14 protein-coding genes and 1 riboswitch are annotated in these 18,071 nt (G+C 32.9%); of the genes, 5 read left to right on the top strand and 9 right to left on the bottom strand.

The genetic code is table 11. The features are described from left to right. Positions 1 to 196: 196 nt before the first annotated feature. Positions 197 to 787, bottom strand: coding sequence for a TetR/AcrR family transcriptional regulator (locus BAQ48_RS19415; RefSeq protein WP_071712441.1), 591 nt, complete (start codon positions 785 to 787; stop codon positions 197 to 199). Between the two features lie 666 nt (positions 788 to 1,453). Between BAQ48_RS19415 and BAQ48_RS19410 the strand changes: the two genes are divergently transcribed. Beyond that, positions 1,454 to 2,110 (top strand): CPBP family intramembrane glutamic endopeptidase, encoded by a 657-nt coding sequence (locus BAQ48_RS19410; protein ID WP_071712440.1) that lies wholly within the window; start codon positions 1,454 to 1,456, stop codon positions 2,108 to 2,110. 292 nt (positions 2,111 to 2,402) lie between these two features. On the opposite strand, the gene BAQ48_RS19405 is transcribed toward BAQ48_RS19410, so the two are convergent. From BAQ48_RS19405 to BAQ48_RS19385, 5 genes are all read right to left on the bottom strand, one after another. Further along, entirely contained in the window at positions 2,403 to 3,029 is a 627-nt protein-coding gene (locus tag BAQ48_RS19405) for a LysE family translocator (RefSeq protein ID WP_071712439.1), read from the bottom strand. A gap of 233 nt (positions 3,030 to 3,262) precedes the next feature. Further along, entirely contained in the window at positions 3,263 to 4,342 is a 1,080-nt protein-coding gene (gene nheC / locus BAQ48_RS19400) for a non-hemolytic enterotoxin NHE subunit C (protein ID WP_071712438.1), read from the bottom strand. A 134-nt stretch (positions 4,343 to 4,476) separates the two neighbouring features. Then, entirely contained in the window at positions 4,477 to 5,685 is a 1,209-nt protein-coding gene (gene nheB, locus BAQ48_RS19395; protein WP_071712437.1) for a non-hemolytic enterotoxin NHE subunit B, read from the bottom strand. A 37-nt stretch (positions 5,686 to 5,722) separates the two neighbouring features. Then, entirely contained in the window at positions 5,723 to 6,883 is a 1,161-nt protein-coding gene (gene nheA, locus BAQ48_RS19390; RefSeq protein ID WP_071712436.1) for a non-hemolytic enterotoxin NHE subunit A, read from the bottom strand. Positions 6,884 to 7,476: 593 nt separating this feature from the next. Further along, on the bottom strand, positions 7,477 to 9,303 hold the full coding sequence (locus BAQ48_RS19385) for an APC family permease (protein WP_071712435.1): 1,827 nt from the start codon (positions 9,301 to 9,303) through the stop codon (positions 7,477 to 7,479). A gap of 144 nt (positions 9,304 to 9,447) precedes the next feature. Beyond that, positions 9,448 to 9,594, bottom strand: a riboswitch (cyclic di-AMP (ydaO/yuaA leader). Positions 9,595 to 9,733: 139 nt separating this feature from the next. Between BAQ48_RS19385 and BAQ48_RS28425 the strand changes: the two genes are divergently transcribed. Beyond that, a complete protein-coding gene (locus tag BAQ48_RS28425) occupies positions 9,734 to 9,862 on the top strand; it encodes a hypothetical protein (RefSeq protein WP_000031869.1) in 129 nt (42 codons plus the stop codon). Between the two features lie 54 nt (positions 9,863 to 9,916). Here the strand turns inward: BAQ48_RS28425 and panE are convergent, their stop codons facing one another. Continuing rightward, positions 9,917 to 10,861 carry a 2-dehydropantoate 2-reductase gene (panE, locus tag BAQ48_RS19375; RefSeq protein WP_071712434.1) on the bottom strand — a complete coding sequence of 315 codons (945 nt, stop codon included), beginning with the start codon at positions 10,859 to 10,861 and terminating at the stop codon, positions 9,917 to 9,919. Positions 10,862 to 11,036: 175 nt separating this feature from the next. On the opposite strand from panE, the gene BAQ48_RS19370 reads away from it, so the two are divergent. After that, the gene (locus BAQ48_RS19370; RefSeq protein WP_071712433.1) at positions 11,037 to 12,512 is read left to right on the top strand and encodes a hypothetical protein; all 1,476 of its coding nucleotides are present in this window, start codon (positions 11,037 to 11,039) and stop codon (positions 12,510 to 12,512) included. A 217-nt stretch (positions 12,513 to 12,729) separates the two neighbouring features. Here BAQ48_RS19370 and trhO read toward each other — a convergent pair whose 3' ends face one another. Beyond that, positions 12,730 to 13,689, bottom strand: coding sequence for an oxygen-dependent tRNA uridine(34) hydroxylase TrhO (trhO, locus tag BAQ48_RS19365; RefSeq protein ID WP_029441991.1), 960 nt, complete (start codon positions 13,687 to 13,689; stop codon positions 12,730 to 12,732). A 494-nt stretch (positions 13,690 to 14,183) separates the two neighbouring features. On the opposite strand from trhO, the gene BAQ48_RS19360 reads away from it, so the two are divergent. Continuing rightward, positions 14,184 to 15,479: an Nramp family divalent metal transporter gene (locus BAQ48_RS19360; RefSeq protein WP_071712432.1), complete on the top strand. Its 1,296-nt coding sequence runs from the start codon at positions 14,184 to 14,186 to the stop codon at positions 15,477 to 15,479. A 228-nt stretch (positions 15,480 to 15,707) separates the two neighbouring features. Further along, positions 15,708 to 16,232 (top strand): GNAT family N-acetyltransferase, encoded by a 525-nt coding sequence (locus BAQ48_RS19355; protein WP_071712431.1) that lies wholly within the window; start codon positions 15,708 to 15,710, stop codon positions 16,230 to 16,232. Positions 16,233 to 16,283: 51 nt separating this feature from the next. Here the strand turns inward: BAQ48_RS19355 and BAQ48_RS19350 are convergent, their stop codons facing one another. Next, on the bottom strand, positions 16,284 to 17,909 hold the full coding sequence (locus BAQ48_RS19350; protein WP_071712430.1) for a peptide ABC transporter substrate-binding protein: 1,626 nt from the start codon (positions 17,907 to 17,909) through the stop codon (positions 16,284 to 16,286). Between the last annotated feature and the right edge of the window lie 162 nt (positions 17,910 to 18,071).

The raw sequence follows: 18,071 nt of genomic DNA, 5'->3' as shown, positions 1-18,071 counted from the left end.
CATATAAATCGATTTATATGTAATTCATTCTTTATTACTTTTTACAGTAACGATAACAAAGCCGTCCAATAAGAAACATTAAACATCGTCTAAAAAGCTATTCAAATACCTCTCATAAACAGTAAATACATTTTATGAGGGGTGTTTATTCAATTTAAGTCTATAAAAATTGGATGAAAGCAATGTAAGTTCTCACTTATTTAGAATAAGAGAAAAGATGATGTTTTATTTGTTCAATAAAATAATGATGGTGTATATTATCGTTAGATACTCGACTTGCCATAATAGCCCCCTCCATTGAAGAGGCAAGAAAAGAAGCGAGCGATATAATCTCTATATCTTCCTTAAGTTCTTGTTTCTCTATTCCTTCTTTTATGAGAGAAGCCATTAACATTACTGTATTATCATAACCTTTTGCTGCAGCTTTTTGTAATTCTGGAAATACTCCTGTACTTTCAATTGCGCTATTAAGCAACGGACAGCCTCCAGCAATAGGTGGATTATTAGCTGCATCTTGATATACAAGGAAAATTGCAAGGATTTTATCGATTGCTGTCTTTTTATTTTCCATTGCTTTATGAAAATGACTCCACATAATCTCACCACTTTTGTCGTAGGCAGCAAGAACAATTTCTTCTTTATTTTTGAATCTACGATAAATAGATCCTTTAGGTAGTTCAGTAGCTGTCATTATATCCTGGATGGATGTGCGAGTTATCCCATTAGTATTAAATAAATATAAAGATGTTTCAATAATTTTTTCTTTTACCTTATCAACTTTAGTCATGCTTTGTAATCCTCCTAATAAAAACGAGCTTAATATCCCAGATAATTTTTTTGTAAGTATAAATAAGTTTGGTACAGAAATATATTATCAATCCCTACCTTATGGAAACCTCAAACAATACAGTTTGAAAAGAGATTAGTCAAATTTTATTATCTATATTATTCAAATAAATTTTCTATCAAAAAAATAACATGACCAATTGTTTAATTCAGTCATGTTATACAACTAATTTTACCTAAAATCTTAGAAGATGTAAAAATTATACAGGTAACTTTAGTGTATAGACATATGACTATTATATATAGTTTTTATTAATATGTTTAGCTAAGGGGTTTGAATTACTCCCCCTTTCACTTCGTATATTTAGATAGCTTCCGTAGTCTTGCGGTCAAAAACCTTAGCACTTCATTCTATAAAAGAGGAACCGTTATTAATTAATGAATACTGAAATTTGATTGTTAATAAGAAACGGAGATATAAATATTTTAATTTTTTGCCATTTTGATTTTGTTAATACTTTGTAAAAAGGGTTTAAAAGACTAGAAACTTATAGTATCATTAGATTTCAAACAAGACCGAACCGTCCGGTTTGAAATCTAATAAGGAGAACGTTATGCAGAAAGAAATTATAAAAATTCTAGGTAATTTAATTATGGGGGCAATAAAGTGAACTTTATAAAAATGAATAAAAAAGAAATTATTATGCTAATAGTTTATACAATGTTTGCACTACTTCAAATTGGCTTGTTCATATTATTTGGCCTATCCCTTTTAACTAACAGCAATTTAGTTGAATCAGAATTTGCTCTTAGTTCAATCGGTTTGACTGTACCTGCTTTTGTAGGAATAATTTTCTTTAGAAAAGAAATTATTGAAAGTTTTATTTATTTTAAAGAGAAGACAATTTTAAAAATAGTAAGCATTCCTATGGTGGTTTTATTTACAGTAATTGTAGAACAAGCTGTTATGCGTTTTCTCGCAACTGGTCAACCAGAGAACCAAGAACAGCTCCTTGAAACAGGTGCGGAGATACCTCTTATATTTACATTGCTTGTATTTGGTATTCTAGGTCCAATACTTGAAGAAATTGTGTTTCGTCATATATTATTAAATCGTTTTTCGCATTATATTGGTACTGCAATTGCATCTATCATTTCGATTATAATTTTTACAGTTCTTCATACAAATCAGCTTTCGGATATTGCTATTTATTTACCTGGCTCGGTGATACTTACTGCGGCTTATCTTATTTCTAAAAGATCCATTGCATATGTTATGGCGATACATATGTTAAACAATTGCATTACTTTCATTCTAAACTAGACTTGTTTCTGTTGTAGAGTTAAAAAAATAGATATTAATAAATCGGGATTACAATTTAGATAGTGACTAATGATTTATGTAATTCCTTGCACTTCAAAAAACCACAGTTTTGATGTAAACTGTGGTTTCTTTTATATAGAGGCACATCATATCACAAGCAAGCTAAGAAAAGTAAATACCCTGAGATAAGAAAATTGGTATGAAAATGTAAAATCAATTATAAAATTGTAGCTTTATAATAAATGAAACGAGAAATAACCACCACTATTTATCTCTCATTACATTTACATATTTATTTTTGGAAAAACAACCTAACTCCAAATACTAATAATACTGCGCCCGTAATACCCTCAATTGTACGGTTCACTCGTTCTTTTCTTAGAAAAGTTCTTAATTGACGTATGAGTGAGATATAAAGTAAATACCATATTGCTGTCAAAGTCGTAAATGTGACTCCTAATAAAAGAAATTGGAGGAAATGATTTTGATTACTCACAATAAATTGGGGTAGAAAACTAAGAAAAAACACAGCAGTTTTTGGGTTTAAAATTGCCGTAGTAAATCCTTGTCTAAAGCTTTTAATCGTTCCAATATCCTTAGAATTCATTTCCACTGAACATGACATATCTTCTTTTTTAGAAAAAGCACTTTTAATTGACTTTACAGCTAAGTAAATTAAATAAAAAGCCCCAGCATATTTTATAAATGTAAATAACATAGCAAATTTCATTAAGATAGCAGAGAGTCCTAACGTAGCCATTATTGTATGAATCATCATTCCAGATACCGTTCCTAAGACGGTCTTTATCCCACCGTTTTTACCATGTGAGATAGTATTTTTTGTAACTAGTGCAAAACCAGGGCCAGGCATCATTATGATTAGCATTGCTGTAAGGATAAATAACAAATAATTTTCCATGTTCTGTTGTTTCCTTTCCAATTTTTAGTTTTGATTACAGTATAGCTTTTTTCATTAAAACATTAAATATTAAAAGCTTGATCAGAAGTTTATCTAGGTTATTAGTATCAATTTGACTAAACATTATCCAAAAGCTACATTGATAAAACACATAGAAAATTTATTTATCAAATTACAAGTCCACCTCTCACAAAAAACAGGATAAAAAATAAACAGCAGAACTAGTCCACTGTTTATTTCACCACGCCTTCATGTAATTTTTCTGTATAATCTTTTACATCTTTCCAGCTATCTTTTGCTGTATGTAAATCTTCTTTTATAAACGTAAACTCTTCCGGACTGATTCCTTTTACGTTTTGTAGTAAATTATTATATTTTGCACCTACTGTATACCATTGATTTGATATATTTTGCAGTGCTGTAATTGCCGCATCAATCGTTTCAGTCATATTTGTTGTTTTATTTTTTATATCTGTCAAAATTGCGACCTCTGCTTGTGCTCCATAAATTCTATCTTTTAAATTGGCTATTTCGCGTTCTGCATTTGCGATATCTTTTTTCGCAATCGCAATCATCGGCCCGCCAGCAAGACATGTTATTAATGCTACGCAAAGTACACCACCAGCAATGACCATATCATTACTCTTTTTGATTGAATCGTTATATGTATTGATTTGTTGCTCTAGAGCCGGAATGCCCGCATTCGTACTTGCTAAAATCGCTGTTAATTGATTTGTATCCTCTTTAAAGCTATTTGTGTCTTTCGCCATTCTATCGCGAAAAGCTTTCAAATTACTTAGTAATACATCTACCTCATTTTGATTCTTTACAATATCGGCATACAATTTTTCTAAATCTGCTTTTAACTTTACGTTATCCTTTTGATCAATCGCTATTAGCATGTCATTATAATACGCTTGAAAAGTATTATTGTAATCAATAATATTTTGATCCGTTTTCATAATTTGAGGCTTCATACTATTTAACCAATACGCTGCGTTAATCTTTGCATCTCTTTGGTGCTGAATCATATTTCCTTTAAACTCACTATTAATGGAACTTATTTTACTTAAATCAGTTTCTTGCTGATTTTGAATTAATTTTGCATATGAATCCATTGCGAATATGCTCGATGTCGTTTGCGCCATTACATCTTGGAATCCTGCTGGTCCGAGAGAATAATTTTTAGCATTTTCTTGTAACACCTTTACATTTTGTTCTGCTGCAAAAGGATGTAACGGAAACGCATTACTCGTTGCCACCCCAGCAATCATTAGCGTTAAAAGACATTTTTTATAGAAATTATTGCGCATACTTATCACCTATTCTTTTTATGAGGATATGAAACATTAGAGGTAAAAAAAGCTCCTGCTCACTACTGACCAGGAGCTCTCTATTATTTAAAGACCTTTTATCTATACATAATGCTATAGCAGTTTAATTATTATTATGCTTTTTTCGTATCTACTACTTTAATATCTTCAGCATAAATCTTTTCTGCATAGTCTTTAATGTTTTTCCAGCTATCTTTTGCAATGTTTAAATCTTCTTTAATGAAAACAAGATCGTTTGGACTAATTGCATCTACATTTTGAAGTAAAGAATTGTATTTTGATCCCATTGTATACCATTGGTTTGAAATGTTTTGCAACGCTGTAATTGCAGTATCAATTGTATTTGTTAAATACTCAGTTTGCGTTTTAATGTTCGTTAATCCCGCTACTTCTAATTGAGCAGTTGTAACTTGCCCTGTTATTTTTTGAATTTCAGCTTGTGCATTATCAAGCTCTTTCTTCGCTAATACGATACCAGCTGTACCACCGCCTACAGCTGCTGCACCACCTGCAATTAACGCGACTCCTAACGGCGTTCCTGCACCTGTAGCAATAACTACTGCACCACCAATAATTGCAATTGGCCCTAAAGCTGTCGCAACAGATGAGCCGATAATAATTGCATTATATTTACTAATCGCTTCATTGTACGTTGTAATTTGATTTTGCAGAAGCGGGATTCCTGCATCTTGACTAGCTAATATAGATGTAATTTGATTTGCATCACCTTTGAAGTTTTGCGTATCCGACGTCATTTTGTTTCTGAATTTCTTCAAGTCATCTACTAACTTATCTACTTGCGCTTTATTTTCATTAATACTACTTGATAATCTAGTTAAACCTTTCGTAAGAGTCGCTTTATCTTTTGCATCTACCGCAGCAACTAACGTATCATAATAGTTTTGGAATTTCGTATTGTAGTTAATAATATTTTGATTTGTTGAAATAAGCTGTGGTTTTAATACATCTAACCATTGCTTCGCATTTCCTCTCGCTGTATCTTGGTGCTGAATCACTTTTCCTTTTAAAGCCGCATCAACAGACGATATATTACCAAAGTTAACATTACCTTGTTTAATAATTGTTAAAGCGTACAGATCCATTACTAAAGCGTTTGAACCTGTTCTTTCCATTGCATCTTTTAGGCCTTCTGGTCCTAATGAGTATTCTTCATAGTCATTATAAGCTTTTGCTACCGCATGAACTGGAGCTTGTTTCACTGTACTTTCAGCTGCATACGTATGGGCTGGCATAATGTTTCCTGCTGCAAATACTGCCATAAGTGCTGATAGAGCCATTACTTTATAAGGTTTTTTTGTCATTTTTCTTCTCTCCCTATATCGCTAATTATTTTTCTGTTTAATGTACTTCAACGTTTGTAACATAATCTTCAAATTGATTCGTTTGTTTATTCATTTCATCAGTTACTTTTTTAATTTGATTGAAATGTTTTTGAAGTAAACTACTGTCTGTATATGTGCCTTCTTCAACATTCCTTTGAATTTGGATCATATTATTGTTTAAAACTTTCCAATCCGTTAATAACGTTTCTAATGTTGTAATTTGACGATCGATTAGTTCTGTAAAGCTACTCACTTGATCTTCAACGAATGTAATTTGTGTCGCCTCTGCTTCAGTTTGTGATAACTTTTGAATAAGTGGTAGTAGCTCTTTTTGCTTTTGCTGAATGCGAAGAGCTGCTTCTCTCGTTTGGCTATCTGCAGCATTTACAATTTCATTACTTAAAGTACCGATAGAAACAAAATCAATTGTTTTCGTCTGTGCGGTTTGATTTGTGATTGTAAATACTTGTTTACCAATATTAATAGAACCTTTTATAATTTCTTGAGGTCTATTCAAAATAGTCGTTAATTCAGCTTGAATTTCCCCTTGAATTCTTTTAATATCTTCTCTTAATTTCACAATATCTCCACTTGATCCTTGTAGTGTTTTTATTGCTTCATCAGCTTTAATTGATAAGTTGCTACTATCTTTGTCTAATACCGTTTTAAATCGATTTAACTCTAATAAATCTTGCTCCATACTCTCTTGGATACTTTGTACTTGCAATTGTAATTTTCCATATGCATTTGTAAAATCTGCTTTTGCTTGTTCATCTTCATTTACGTTTCCTGCTAGTTCATAAAGCTTACTATAATAGCTATTAAATCTAGTGCTATATCTCATCATCTCTTGATTTAAGTCGATTAACTTCGGATTATATTCATCAATCCACTCTCTTACATTTGCCTTTGCAAACTTTTGATGATTCGTCAAACTACTCATCGCATTCACCTTAATGTCTGGCTGTTGTAAAATAACTAATCCATATGCTTGTATAAGCGGTGACTGTGATCCTAACATTCTAATTGAGTTGGATAATGTATTTGGAGCAATTACATTTTGCGCATATACTGTTTTCACTTCTGTTTGCCCCTCCTTAGCGTAAGCGCTTACAGGAATGAAGCAACTCGTAGATACTGCTGTAACCAATAACCCTGTAATTAAAGTCTTTTTCACTTTAACTCCTCCTATGTATTAGCAACTATTACTATCGCATTTTATTATTCTATTTTCTTGCACAAAGTTTGAGATGGTTAAAATAGAGAACATTCTCACCATGATTCACGTACGAACCATCTCTCCCAACTTTTATTACTACAGTACTTACTTATTGTTATAAAACATTTCATATGTGATTAGTATGAATAACATTGTATAAAATTTCTATTTTATAGCAATTTCCACATTCACACAGTGAATATATTACATAAAAAATATTATTCATTTTAAACTAAATAACGTACGTAAATATGAAATTTCGTTTTGTTTTCATGTAAGTTTTGTACTGTAAGGTCATTTAAACACAGCTATTTATATAACGTAAAGAAGTATTTTCATTCCCTTTATTTTCAAGCTTTCATGTCTTTATTTCAAAATATAATCCTCTTCACTTTTTCAATTGAAATATCCATATATCACAAGAAAAACCTCTACTTACTCACAGATATAAAAATTATATTAATATATTTTTTCAACTCGTATGCAATTATGCATAGCATATACATAAAAGGGATAGCTTCAATTTCTTGAAGCTATCCCTAAAAATCTTCTTACTTTTTCAAATGATATGGAACTGTCGTAATAACAACATTTCGCTTATAGAGTAAATACGCACGAATGAGTAAACTAGATTGATTATGAAGAATGTTATGCCAACCTTTTTTCGGAATGAACTGTGGTATAACGACAGTAACTCGGTAATTTGATTCACTCGCTTTATATTGTACTGTATCAATAAATTTAGTTAACGGCTGAATAATACTTCTATAATGAGAATGTAATGTAACAAGCCTTACTTCAGGTTGCCACTTCTTCCATTTCTCTTCAAATTTCTTTTCCTCTTCTCTATCAAAAGCAACATATACAGCGATAACTTGATCTGCAGAAAGAGACTTCGCATAGTTCAATGAATTTTCTACTACATGTGTCATACCAGCTACAGGAACGACAATTACATTTCCTTCAATTGGAACAATCCGTTCACAAGTTTTTAAACTTAGTTGGTCCCCTACTGCATCATAATGCTTCTTAATTCGGTGGAACAAGAAGATAATGACGGGTAAGAAAATAAGAATTGACCAAACTTGTGCGAATTTAGTTAAAAAGAACATACTCATTACGATAAAACTAATGACTGCTCCAATTAAATTAACGGTTAATCTCAAAGCCCATCCTTCAGGTTTTTCACGAAGCCATTTTAATACCATACCACTTTGAGAAAGTGTAAATGGAATAAATACACCGACTGCGTATAACGGAATTAAATGCTCTGTTTGCCCTTGGAAAGCTACAATTAAAATAATCGATGCGATTCCAAGTATAATAATACCGTTTGAATAACCTAAGCGGTCTCCTCTAATCGTAAACATTCTCGGTATAAATTTGTCTTTTGCAAGGTTTACTGCTAATAGCGGAAATGCAGAATATCCTGTGTTAGCAGCAAGGATTAATATTAAAGCTGTTGTACCTTGTATGAAATAGTACATGAAATTACGTCCAAATGTTTGTTCAGCAATTTGTGAAACAACTGTTACTTCCTTACTTGGAGTAACCCCATAATAATAAGCTAAAAATACAATTCCTGAAAATAAAACCGCAAGTAATGCTCCCATTGCAAGCAATGTTTTTGCTGCATTGTTTGGTGCAGGATCTTTAAAGTTTGGAATTGCATTAGATATCGCCTCAACACCTGTTAAAGCTGAACTACCTGATGCAAATGCTCGTAACAGTAAAAATAAACTAATTCCCGCAACCGGCGTTCCAATCGGCGTGTGTAAAGTCGGTGAAACGTATCCCGTTAAAATATTGTATATCCCTACACCAATTAATATAAATAGTGCTAAAACGAATAAATAAACAGGATATGCTAAAACGGAAGCTGATTCCGTTACGCCTCTTAAATTTAAGATGGTAATAAATATAACAAATATAATCGCAATGATTACATTATGTGCATGTAAACTAGGAAAAGCAGATGTGAGCGCATCTGTACCTGCAGACACACTTACCGCAACTGTTAAAATATAATCGACTAATAAAGATCCTCCAGCAATTAAGCCTGGATTCATCCCTAAATTTTCTTTTGATACAACATATGCGCCCCCGCCATGCGGATAAGCAAAAATAATTTGGCGATAAGATAAAATAAGGGCTGTCAATAATACTAATACCCCAACAGCTATCGGAATAGAATACCAATAAGCGATAGCTCCAAGACCTGCTAGTGCAATTAATATTTGCTCTGGACCATATGCAACTGATGACAATGCGTCAGAAGATAGAATGGCTAGCGCCTTCGTTTTATTAAGCTTTTGCTCTCCTAACTCAGTTGATTTTAACGGCCTTCCAATTAAAAACCTTTTAATAGATGAAACCACAGCTGTCCACTCTCCAATAATTTTGTACGAACGATTCTGCTTGTTATAGCCAGCAAACTATTTCTTCAGAAAACAAAAAATGTCTACAAGCCATAACGAAATAGACTTGTAGACATTATATTTTTTGTCGCACAAGCTCCACCTTCCTTCTCAATATAACGCTTACGAGGTTAGCTGTCGGATTCGGGCCTATGAGTAGCCCTACCTTTTTCAAGGATTCACCCCATTGGATTAAGAACTAATCCATAAGAACGGGTCCCCCGTACCATGCGGTTTCAGCGATTTAGAAAATTGAAACTGTGGATTATAATACTCCTTTATTTTCAAAATGTAAACAAAAATTTTTAAAAAGAAAAAATTAAAATGATTGCGCATAATCCGCCGATAAATATACATAATGAATACTAAAAAATCGATAAAGGAGACCCATATGTCTAAAGAAAAGAAGCCTATTTTTTCCGATTCCTATTTAGATGCGTTAGCAAATGAAATTAATCAATTATACGGTAAACGTGAACAGGAAATAAATTTGACAGATAGAACGAAAAGAAATAAATAATTTGTCATAAAAAAGAAAGCAATACACTTATATATTGCTTTCTTTTTTCTTTTTTCATACATCCAATTCTATTGCTGATCTGTTAAAGGTCATTTCTTCATACACTTTCAAATTTTGGTATACTGCTCCTAATAATGGTGCTTCTATAGAAAATTGTTCTGCTACATCTAGTAAATATCCTTGTAAGTGCTTTCCTTCTATAGACGAACCTTTTTCCATATCCCGCTGCATTGATGACTTCATATCATATGAAATTTTATCAATTGTTTTCATATGTTCCTTAGCAATATCATCCTTAACTGGTGCCCCAATATATCTCATAATTTGCACACATTCTTCAAATAAGCTTCGGATAAAATCACGTCCACCTTCGCTTTCACGGATTGGTCCTATTGGTGCACGCATTAATGTTGTCACACCTGACATTACAGTAATAAATAAATATTTATGCCACATATCTTGCATAATATTTTCACTTAAAACAAAACTAGATTTCGTACCTGCAAATGCTTTAGAAATATGCTTTATTCTCTCTGAATCTTTAGACTTAATTTCTCCAAACACAAGTCTGTTGGCAGCACTAGTTTGTACAATTTCTCCTTGATCGTTTAACGTTGTCTCAATAAAACATAAACCGCCAATTACTTTTTCCCCGCCGAATTCTTTTTGTAATAATGATAAATGAGCGATACCATTTAACAATGGAATGATTACAGTATTTTCACCTACAAACGGCTTCAAATCTTGAATTGCCTCGTTTAAGTGGTACGCTTTTGTTGAAAATAAAATAACATCAAATGGAGAAGTTCTATCTTCTTTCGTTATTAATTTCGGTTGGAAAGAATAATCCCCATTAACACTTCGGATGACAAGTCCTCTTTCCTCTAATTGTTTTTTCCGTTTACTACGAACAAGAAACGTAACATCTTCGCCCTTTTCGACTAATCTACCACCAAAAAACCCTCCGACGCCACCAGCTCCTAATACTAAAATCCGCATACAACATCCCCCTTTTCAAAATACAAATTTATAACTTTTAGTATACATAACATTATACATGTCACCTACTAAATAAGCTGAATTTTCATTCTTACTCGAGTATAAAACAGTGGTTATTTTCAAATAAATTTGGGCATGTTGTTTTTATAGCATATATGGAAAGGAAACAATGTAAATGGAGGCAATACAAACAATTGAAGAAAAAGATGTAACAACAGCTATATTTCAATTTATATTCCCGTTTTCTTTTAAAACTGGGTATGAACAAAATATGTTCCCTTTCTTACAAAAAAATGATTTTCGCCCTTTTCGACTCGACCATCTTGAAAATGAAAATACATACTACGGAAAGTTTCAAGTTTCACATCAAAATATGGAAGCATACTATCTTTCATTTACAAATAAAATTCTATTCCCTCATTCAGAGCATCAAAAAGGGTTGCAGCGCTATTCTAAAGACCTTAATTTAACTGGACATTTCACAACAAATCTTATTTCCGTTCCATTCAAGATTCATTCAATTGACGTAACACTTTGCCCTTATGAGCTTGGCTTCTTAACCATTCGGACAGAAGTAGAAACCGCTCCAAACATGACATTATCAGAAGCAATTGAATTCGCCGCCCGCTTCCGTGTACTTGAAACTAGAAATGATACAAACGAAACGATTTGTATTGAATGTAATGGAAAAAAGTATTCCCAAGTGGAAAGATTCATTTTTGGTTATTTATTTCATGGCGTAACAGATTTCTTTGAGAAGAAGAGATTAAGAAGCTCTTACTTTCAAACCTTTCCTTTCTTTGAAGACCAAAGAATGTACGTTCAAACTTTATTATCTATAAAAGCAGATATGGAACTTACTGAAGTGGATGTTTATCGCACTTCCAGTCTTTCTGGGTTAACAAGTGATGGCAAGGCTTATGTGAGTGCAAATAACCTTCCTTATATTCATGATTATTTAAAACAACACGCTTACCAGAGATGGGCTCCAAATCGCTATTTCATAATGGAAGAACATATATTCACATGTGTAACAAATGAGGGGGAACGCGAATTTACTAAACTTGCAAGTCAAATGTACGGGGAATTTTATTACGCTTTATTATTAAACCTATTTCATAAAATCGTTTTATTAAAAATGGCAAACGCTTATGCTGAACTAAATATTGAACAAGATACAAATGAAATAGAGAAATTAATTTATTCCATTAATTCGTTTACAGCTAATTATTTTTCGTTAGAGTTAGTATCTCAATCACAAAGTGAAGATATTTTCTTCCGCCTAAGAAAGCTATTTAATATTGAGGTTTTATATGCAAACGCGAAACAAAACCTTGATAGTTTGTTTAAATATCAAGAAAATGTCGCTTCAAAAAAAGATAGCCTTTTATTATTAATTTTAACCCTCTACTCTGTAGTAGGCCAAATGTTAGGGTTTACTATGATTGATCTTCTAAGAAACACCGATTCAAACAAAATATCTTCGCCCCTTGAATTTTTCGCTCTTTTAATAGCAATTAGCGGTATAGTCATTTCACTTATTTTAGGTGCGCAAGGGTTATATCAATGGGGTGTACAGCATAGAAGAAGAAAAGCATGGGTAAAACAAACTGTGCTGTCTGCTGTGAAAGAGAAAGATGATAAGAAGTAAAAAAAATTGTTTTCACATTAACATACGTGGTACGCTACAGTAAATGAAATTTATATCAGCGATTTTTCGAATATATCGGCGCAACTCAAAATATATCGGCGATTTTCCAGATATATCGACTTACCGACAAAAAACGACAAAAGGCAGAACCGGACAATATAAAAAGGATACTCCAACACGAAGTTTGGAGTATCCTTTTTTATTACACGAATTCCACTTACTTCCCTGCTTCGATCTTCTCTAATGCAGCAGCTACTTGCTCTTCAGTTAATTCATGTTGTATTACATAGCGGTTACGTGGGCTTACACGACACTCATGAGAACATGCGCGTAAGTGTTTCGCTTCGTTTTCTTCAGAACATAAAATTTTCTTGTTACATTCTGGATTTGAACAGTTTACATAGCGCTCACAAGGTTCACCTGTAAAGTGGTCTTTACCAACAATAACATGTTCTTTTTGGTTTACTGGTACAGCGATACGCTCATCGAACACGTAACATTGTCCATCCCAAAGCTCACCTTGTACTTCTGGATCTTTTCCGTACGTTACAATTCCGCCGTGAAGCTGACTTACATCTTCATAACCTTCACGAACTAACCAACCAGAGAATTTCTCACAACGAATTCCGCCTGTACAGTAAGTTAAAATCTTTTTACCTTCAAGTGTTTCTTTATTTTCTCTAATCCAGTCTGGTAATTCACGGAATGATTCGATATCAGGTTTAATCGCCCCTTTAAAGTGACCTAAATCAAACTCATAATCATTTCGTGCATCAATGATAACTGTATCTTCTTGTTTCATTGCTTCATAAAAATCTTTTGGCTCTAAATACTTCCCAGTTATTTCGTGTGGGTTAATGTCATCTTCTAGACGAAGTGTAACTAATTCTGGACGAGGACGTACGTGCATTTTCTTGAATGCGTGTCCTTCTTCTTCATCTATTTTAAATACGATACCGTCAAAGCGTGGATCGTTGTTCATTGCTTCCATGTATTTCTCTGTTTGTTCTACAGTACCAGAACAAGTTCCGTTAATACCTTCTTTAGCTACAAGGATTCTTCCTTTTAACTCAAGTGAATTACAAAATTCTAAATGCTCTGCAGCGAATTCTTCTGGGTTTTCAATTGTTGTGTACATGTAATATAGTAATACTCTATATGGTTTTGTAGTTGCCAATGTATTTCTACCACCTATCTAAATTTTAAAATCATGTATAAGTTAACGTTCATATCAAAACATATATAATAAGAAAATATATACAAAATTGTACGTAGCCTATTTTCTTCTATTTACAATTTTTTCTATAAGTTAACAAAAATAAAAACAAGATTACAGAACAAAACACTACGGTTATGTTGCAATCCCAATATATTATATATCATACAATTTCATTTCCATCAATTAATATGCTGTAATATAGGCTGTATGTTCACATAAATTTCAAAAACAACCCTCTAATTTATTATCTTTTCCTTTATTCAGCGACCATAAACTCCCAAAATATTTTTGCATCATTACACCATTCTTTGCGCACAGTCATATAATTTGCATTAAGGAAACTTTTATGTTCAAATGAAAATGACACATAATATATTTAAATGTATTGAAATAATACATGAGAATAAATACAATAATTTCATCAAGTTAACATTTCAAAGGGGAACACTACTATGAATAAAGATATATCAAAAGACGAACAAGTCCCTTCTCAAAGTACAACCGTTCAATCCGCCCATTTAGCGTTAAGCGGACAAACGAAAGGCTTAAAAAGACTGTTACCATTCTTAGGACCTGCTTTTATCGCATCAGTTGCTTATATTGATCCCGGGAACTTTGCTACAAATATCGCGGCTGGATCACAGTATGGTTATTTATTACTTTGGGTAATACTCGCGTCTAATTTAATGGCTGTATTAATTCAAACTCTATCCGCTAAATTAGGAATTGCTACTGGACGCAACCTTCCTGAAATTGCTCGAGAAAACTTCCCAAAACCTGTATCCATCGGTTTATGGATACAAGGCGAACTCGTTATTATGGCTACTGATTTAGCTGAATTTATTGGCGCAGCGCTCGGATTGTACTTATTATTCGGCATTCCAATGTTACCTGCCGCATTAATTACAGCAGTTGGATCATTTATTATTCTTGAATTTCAGCGCAGAGGCTTCCGTCCATTAGAGGCTATCATAACAGGAATGATTTTTATCGTTGTTATCGCTTTTGGTGTACAAGTCTTTTACGCAAAACCCGAATTAAGTCCTCTTCTTTCAGGACTTTTCATTCCAAAATTCCAAGGTGTAGATAGTATTCTTCTAGCAGCTGGTATTTTAGGTGCGACAGTAATGCCGCACGCAATTTATTTACATTCCGCCTTAACGCAGCGCCGCGTAGTCGGAACAAATGATGAACAAAAGAAAAAGATTTTCCGCTTCGAGTTTATTGATATTATTATCGCAATGGTTATCGCTGGGGCAATTAATGCAAGTATGTTAATAGTAGCAGCTGCACTATTCTTTAAAAACGGCTTACACGTCGAAGACCTTGATGTTGCTTTCAACCAATTTAGTAACTTAGTTGGGCCAGTATCAGCTGCTTTATTTGGAGTTGGACTTTTAACAGCCGGATTATCTAGCTCTTCTGTCGGTACAATGTCAGGTGATATTATTATGCAAGGATTTATTCGCATGCATATTCCGTTATATTTACGCCGATTTATAACAATGATTCCACCTCTCGTTATTATTGCTTTAGGCGTGAATCCAACTTACGCTCTCGTAATGAGCCAAGTTGTCTTATCATTCGGTATTGCTTTTGCATTAGTACCACTTATTATGTTTACAAGTAATAAAAAAATAATGGGTGCACTCGTCAACCATCGTATTACAACACTCATCGCGTGGATCATTGCTGCACTTGTTATCGTTTTAAATATTTTCTTGTTGTATCAAACATTTGTAGGGTAATGAAAAAGGGTATTCCAAATTCAATTTGGAATACTCTTTTTCAATTCATTATTTGTATACACTCTTTTAAAAAACTTTCGACACCCTTCACATCCCAACACCTTTTCAAAATATATTCTATGGTCTATTTTAAGACAATAACTTCATTACACCTTGAATAATCTTTATTTTCAGATTAAATTATATAATAACAACACATTCTAGTTTCAGAAGAAATGGAGTGAAAGCATGTTTCCTATATTGAAAACCGATCGACTCATTCTACGAGAACTTACCGAAGAAGATGCACCAGGTATACTAAAATGCTTTTCTAATACTGATGTACTGCGCTATTATGGTCAAAAACCATTACAGGATGTTGATCAAGTAAAACAAATCCTTACTAATTTTAAATTAAGTTACAATGCAAGACACGGTATAAAATGGGGCATCGAATTAAAAGATACGAAAGAGCTTATTGGAACAATCGGTTTTCACGATTGGTCTTCTGAACATAAACGAGCCAACATAAGTTATGCCTTTTTTCCTGAACACTGGGGAAATGGATATGCTACTGAGGCGGTTTCTGAAGTTATATCATATGGTTTTCACACCCTTCATTTAAAACGTATTGGAGCAATTGTCTTTCTTGAAAATGAAGCATCAAATAAAGTGCTATTAAAATTAGGCTTTGAAAAAGAAGGAGTTCTAAAAAATTATATGTATCAAGATGATATTCCCTATGACACAAATTTTTATGCTTTATTAAAATAGAATTTATGCGTAAAAAACCTTACTTTTAAAAAGTAAGGTTTTTTGTATTTATTAATTAGTGATATAAGCATTCTTATAAGTATAAACACCACCAAATTGATGCTTTTCAATTCCTTTTACGTAATCCTTTTGTACATAAGCTGAACCAATATGATAAAGCGGTGCAACAGCTGCATCTTCTAATAAGACCTGCTCAGCTTCTCGCAACACTTCCCATCGTTTTTCCGAATCTAGTACTAGCTCATTTTTCGCTTTCTTTATTAATTCATCGTAACGAGGGTTAGAGTAACTCATTTTATTATTCGGATTATCCGTCGTAAATAGTTCTAAATAACTAATTGGGTCTTTATAGTCAGGTCCCCAATTTGCCATAGTTATATCGTAATCACCTGTTTGTTCTAACTGTAACTTTTGTTTAAATGGCTGTTGTTTAATTTGTAGCGTGAGTCCAGGTAAATTCTTTTCTAAGTCGCCTTTTATATATTCTGCCATACGTTTTGCGTTATCTTGTTCAAACGTTAAAAATTCAAGGTTTACTTGCTCTACTCCAAGTTCTTTTTTCGCTTCTTCCCAAACTTTTTTCGCAGTTTGTAAATCATATGAAGAAAGATCTCCGTTTTCTTTTCTAAAATCTTTGCCAGTCTTTTCATTTATATGACCTACTGGTACAAGTCCACTTGCAGCTTTTGCTCCGTTATTAATAAAGTGAGCAACGAAATCCTCTTTATTTAAAGCGAGTGAAATTGATTGACGAACTTTCTTATTTGCTAGCACTTTATTTGTTTCATTAAAACGTAGCATAGCGATTCCAGGATCACTTGACATATGTAATTCCTTATTCCCTTTATACTTGTCTACAAATTGTGAATTAATAGGAACTCGGTCCAAATCATCAGCTTCATATAAATTTACAGCCGTCATTGTGTCTTTTACAATATGAAAGTTTATTTCGTCTAACTTCACTTTCTTTTCATCCCAATATGTATCATTCTTCTTTAATTGAAACTCTTGTTCATGTTTCCATTTTTCTAACACGAATGGGCCATTATATATGAGATTATTAGGTTCAAGCCCATAATTGCTCCCTTGTTCTTTCAAAAATGATTCATGCTGTGGTAAATATATAGGTAATGCTAGCAGCTGTAAAAAGTAAGGAATTGGCTGCTCTAGTTCCACTTCTAACTTATAATCATTTATAACTTTAACCCCAAGTTCATCAAGAGGCATTGTTCCCTTATTGATCTCTTTCGCGTTTTTCACGTAAAAGAGCATGGACGCATATTGAGACGCTGTTTCATGGCTAATTGCACGTTTCCATGCAAACATAAAATCATTTGCTGTCACACTCTCTCCATTTGACCATTTTGCATCTTTACGCAAATCAAATGTATATTTTTTACCATCTTCACTTCTTTTAAACGATTTTGCTACTGCTGGAATAGGCTGATCTTGATCATCTAATACATACAACCCTTCAAATATGTTTTGCATAACGTGTGCTGATGTACCATCCATCGTTTTCGCAGTATCAAGTGAAGGAATTTCTTCTGATACTGTTACATTTAACACTTGTTTTTTTGCCTCTGTGTCACTTTTATTCTCTTTATTATTACAAGCTGTTAATAATAAAGTTGTAACAAGTGCCATTACCATTAAATGGCTCTTTTTTAGCTTCATGAATTGTTCTCCTTACATATGAAATATTATAAAGCGTTATATATTATAGCAGAAATATGAACAGAAAGATGCGACATTCTTTTGAATATTTATTCGTTCAAGAAAAAAAGCTATCCTTTTAAAAAGGATAGCTAAAGATTGAATATATAATCTGCACTGTTC

The sequence above is a fragment of the Bacillus luti genome (assembly GCF_001884105.1).
GTDB lineage: Bacteria > Bacillota > Bacilli > Bacillales > Bacillaceae_G > Bacillus_A > Bacillus_A luti.
Note: the sequence above shows the minus strand (reverse complement) of the source record. Positions and strands in the feature narration are given on the sequence as shown.

Excerpts from the sequence above, each read along its gene's own strand:
- BAQ48_RS19415 (WP_071712441.1), bottom strand. The coding sequence starts at position 787 with ATGACTAAAGTTGATAAGGTAAAAGAAAAAATTATTGAAACATCTTTA.
- BAQ48_RS19355 (WP_071712431.1), top strand. The coding sequence starts at position 15,708 with ATGTTTCCTATATTGAAAACCGATCGACTCATTCTACGAGAACTTACC.
- nheC (WP_071712438.1), bottom strand. The coding sequence starts at position 4,342 with ATGCGCAATAATTTCTATAAAAAATGTCTTTTAACGCTAATGATTGCT.
- panE (WP_071712434.1), bottom strand. The coding sequence starts at position 10,861 with ATGCGGATTTTAGTATTAGGAGCTGGTGGCGTCGGAGGGTTTTTTGGT.
- BAQ48_RS19405 (WP_071712439.1), bottom strand. The coding sequence starts at position 3,029 with ATGGAAAATTATTTGTTATTTATCCTTACAGCAATGCTAATCATAATG.
- BAQ48_RS19370 (WP_071712433.1), top strand. The coding sequence starts at position 11,037 with ATGGAGGCAATACAAACAATTGAAGAAAAAGATGTAACAACAGCTATA.
- BAQ48_RS28425 (WP_000031869.1), top strand. The coding sequence starts at position 9,734 with ATGTCTAAAGAAAAGAAGCCTATTTTTTCCGATTCCTATTTAGATGCG.
- nheB (WP_071712437.1), bottom strand. The coding sequence starts at position 5,685 with ATGACAAAAAAACCTTATAAAGTAATGGCTCTATCAGCACTTATGGCA.
- BAQ48_RS19350 (WP_071712430.1), bottom strand. The coding sequence starts at position 17,909 with ATGAAGCTAAAAAAGAGCCATTTAATGGTAATGGCACTTGTTACAACT.
- BAQ48_RS19360 (WP_071712432.1), top strand. The coding sequence starts at position 14,184 with ATGAATAAAGATATATCAAAAGACGAACAAGTCCCTTCTCAAAGTACA.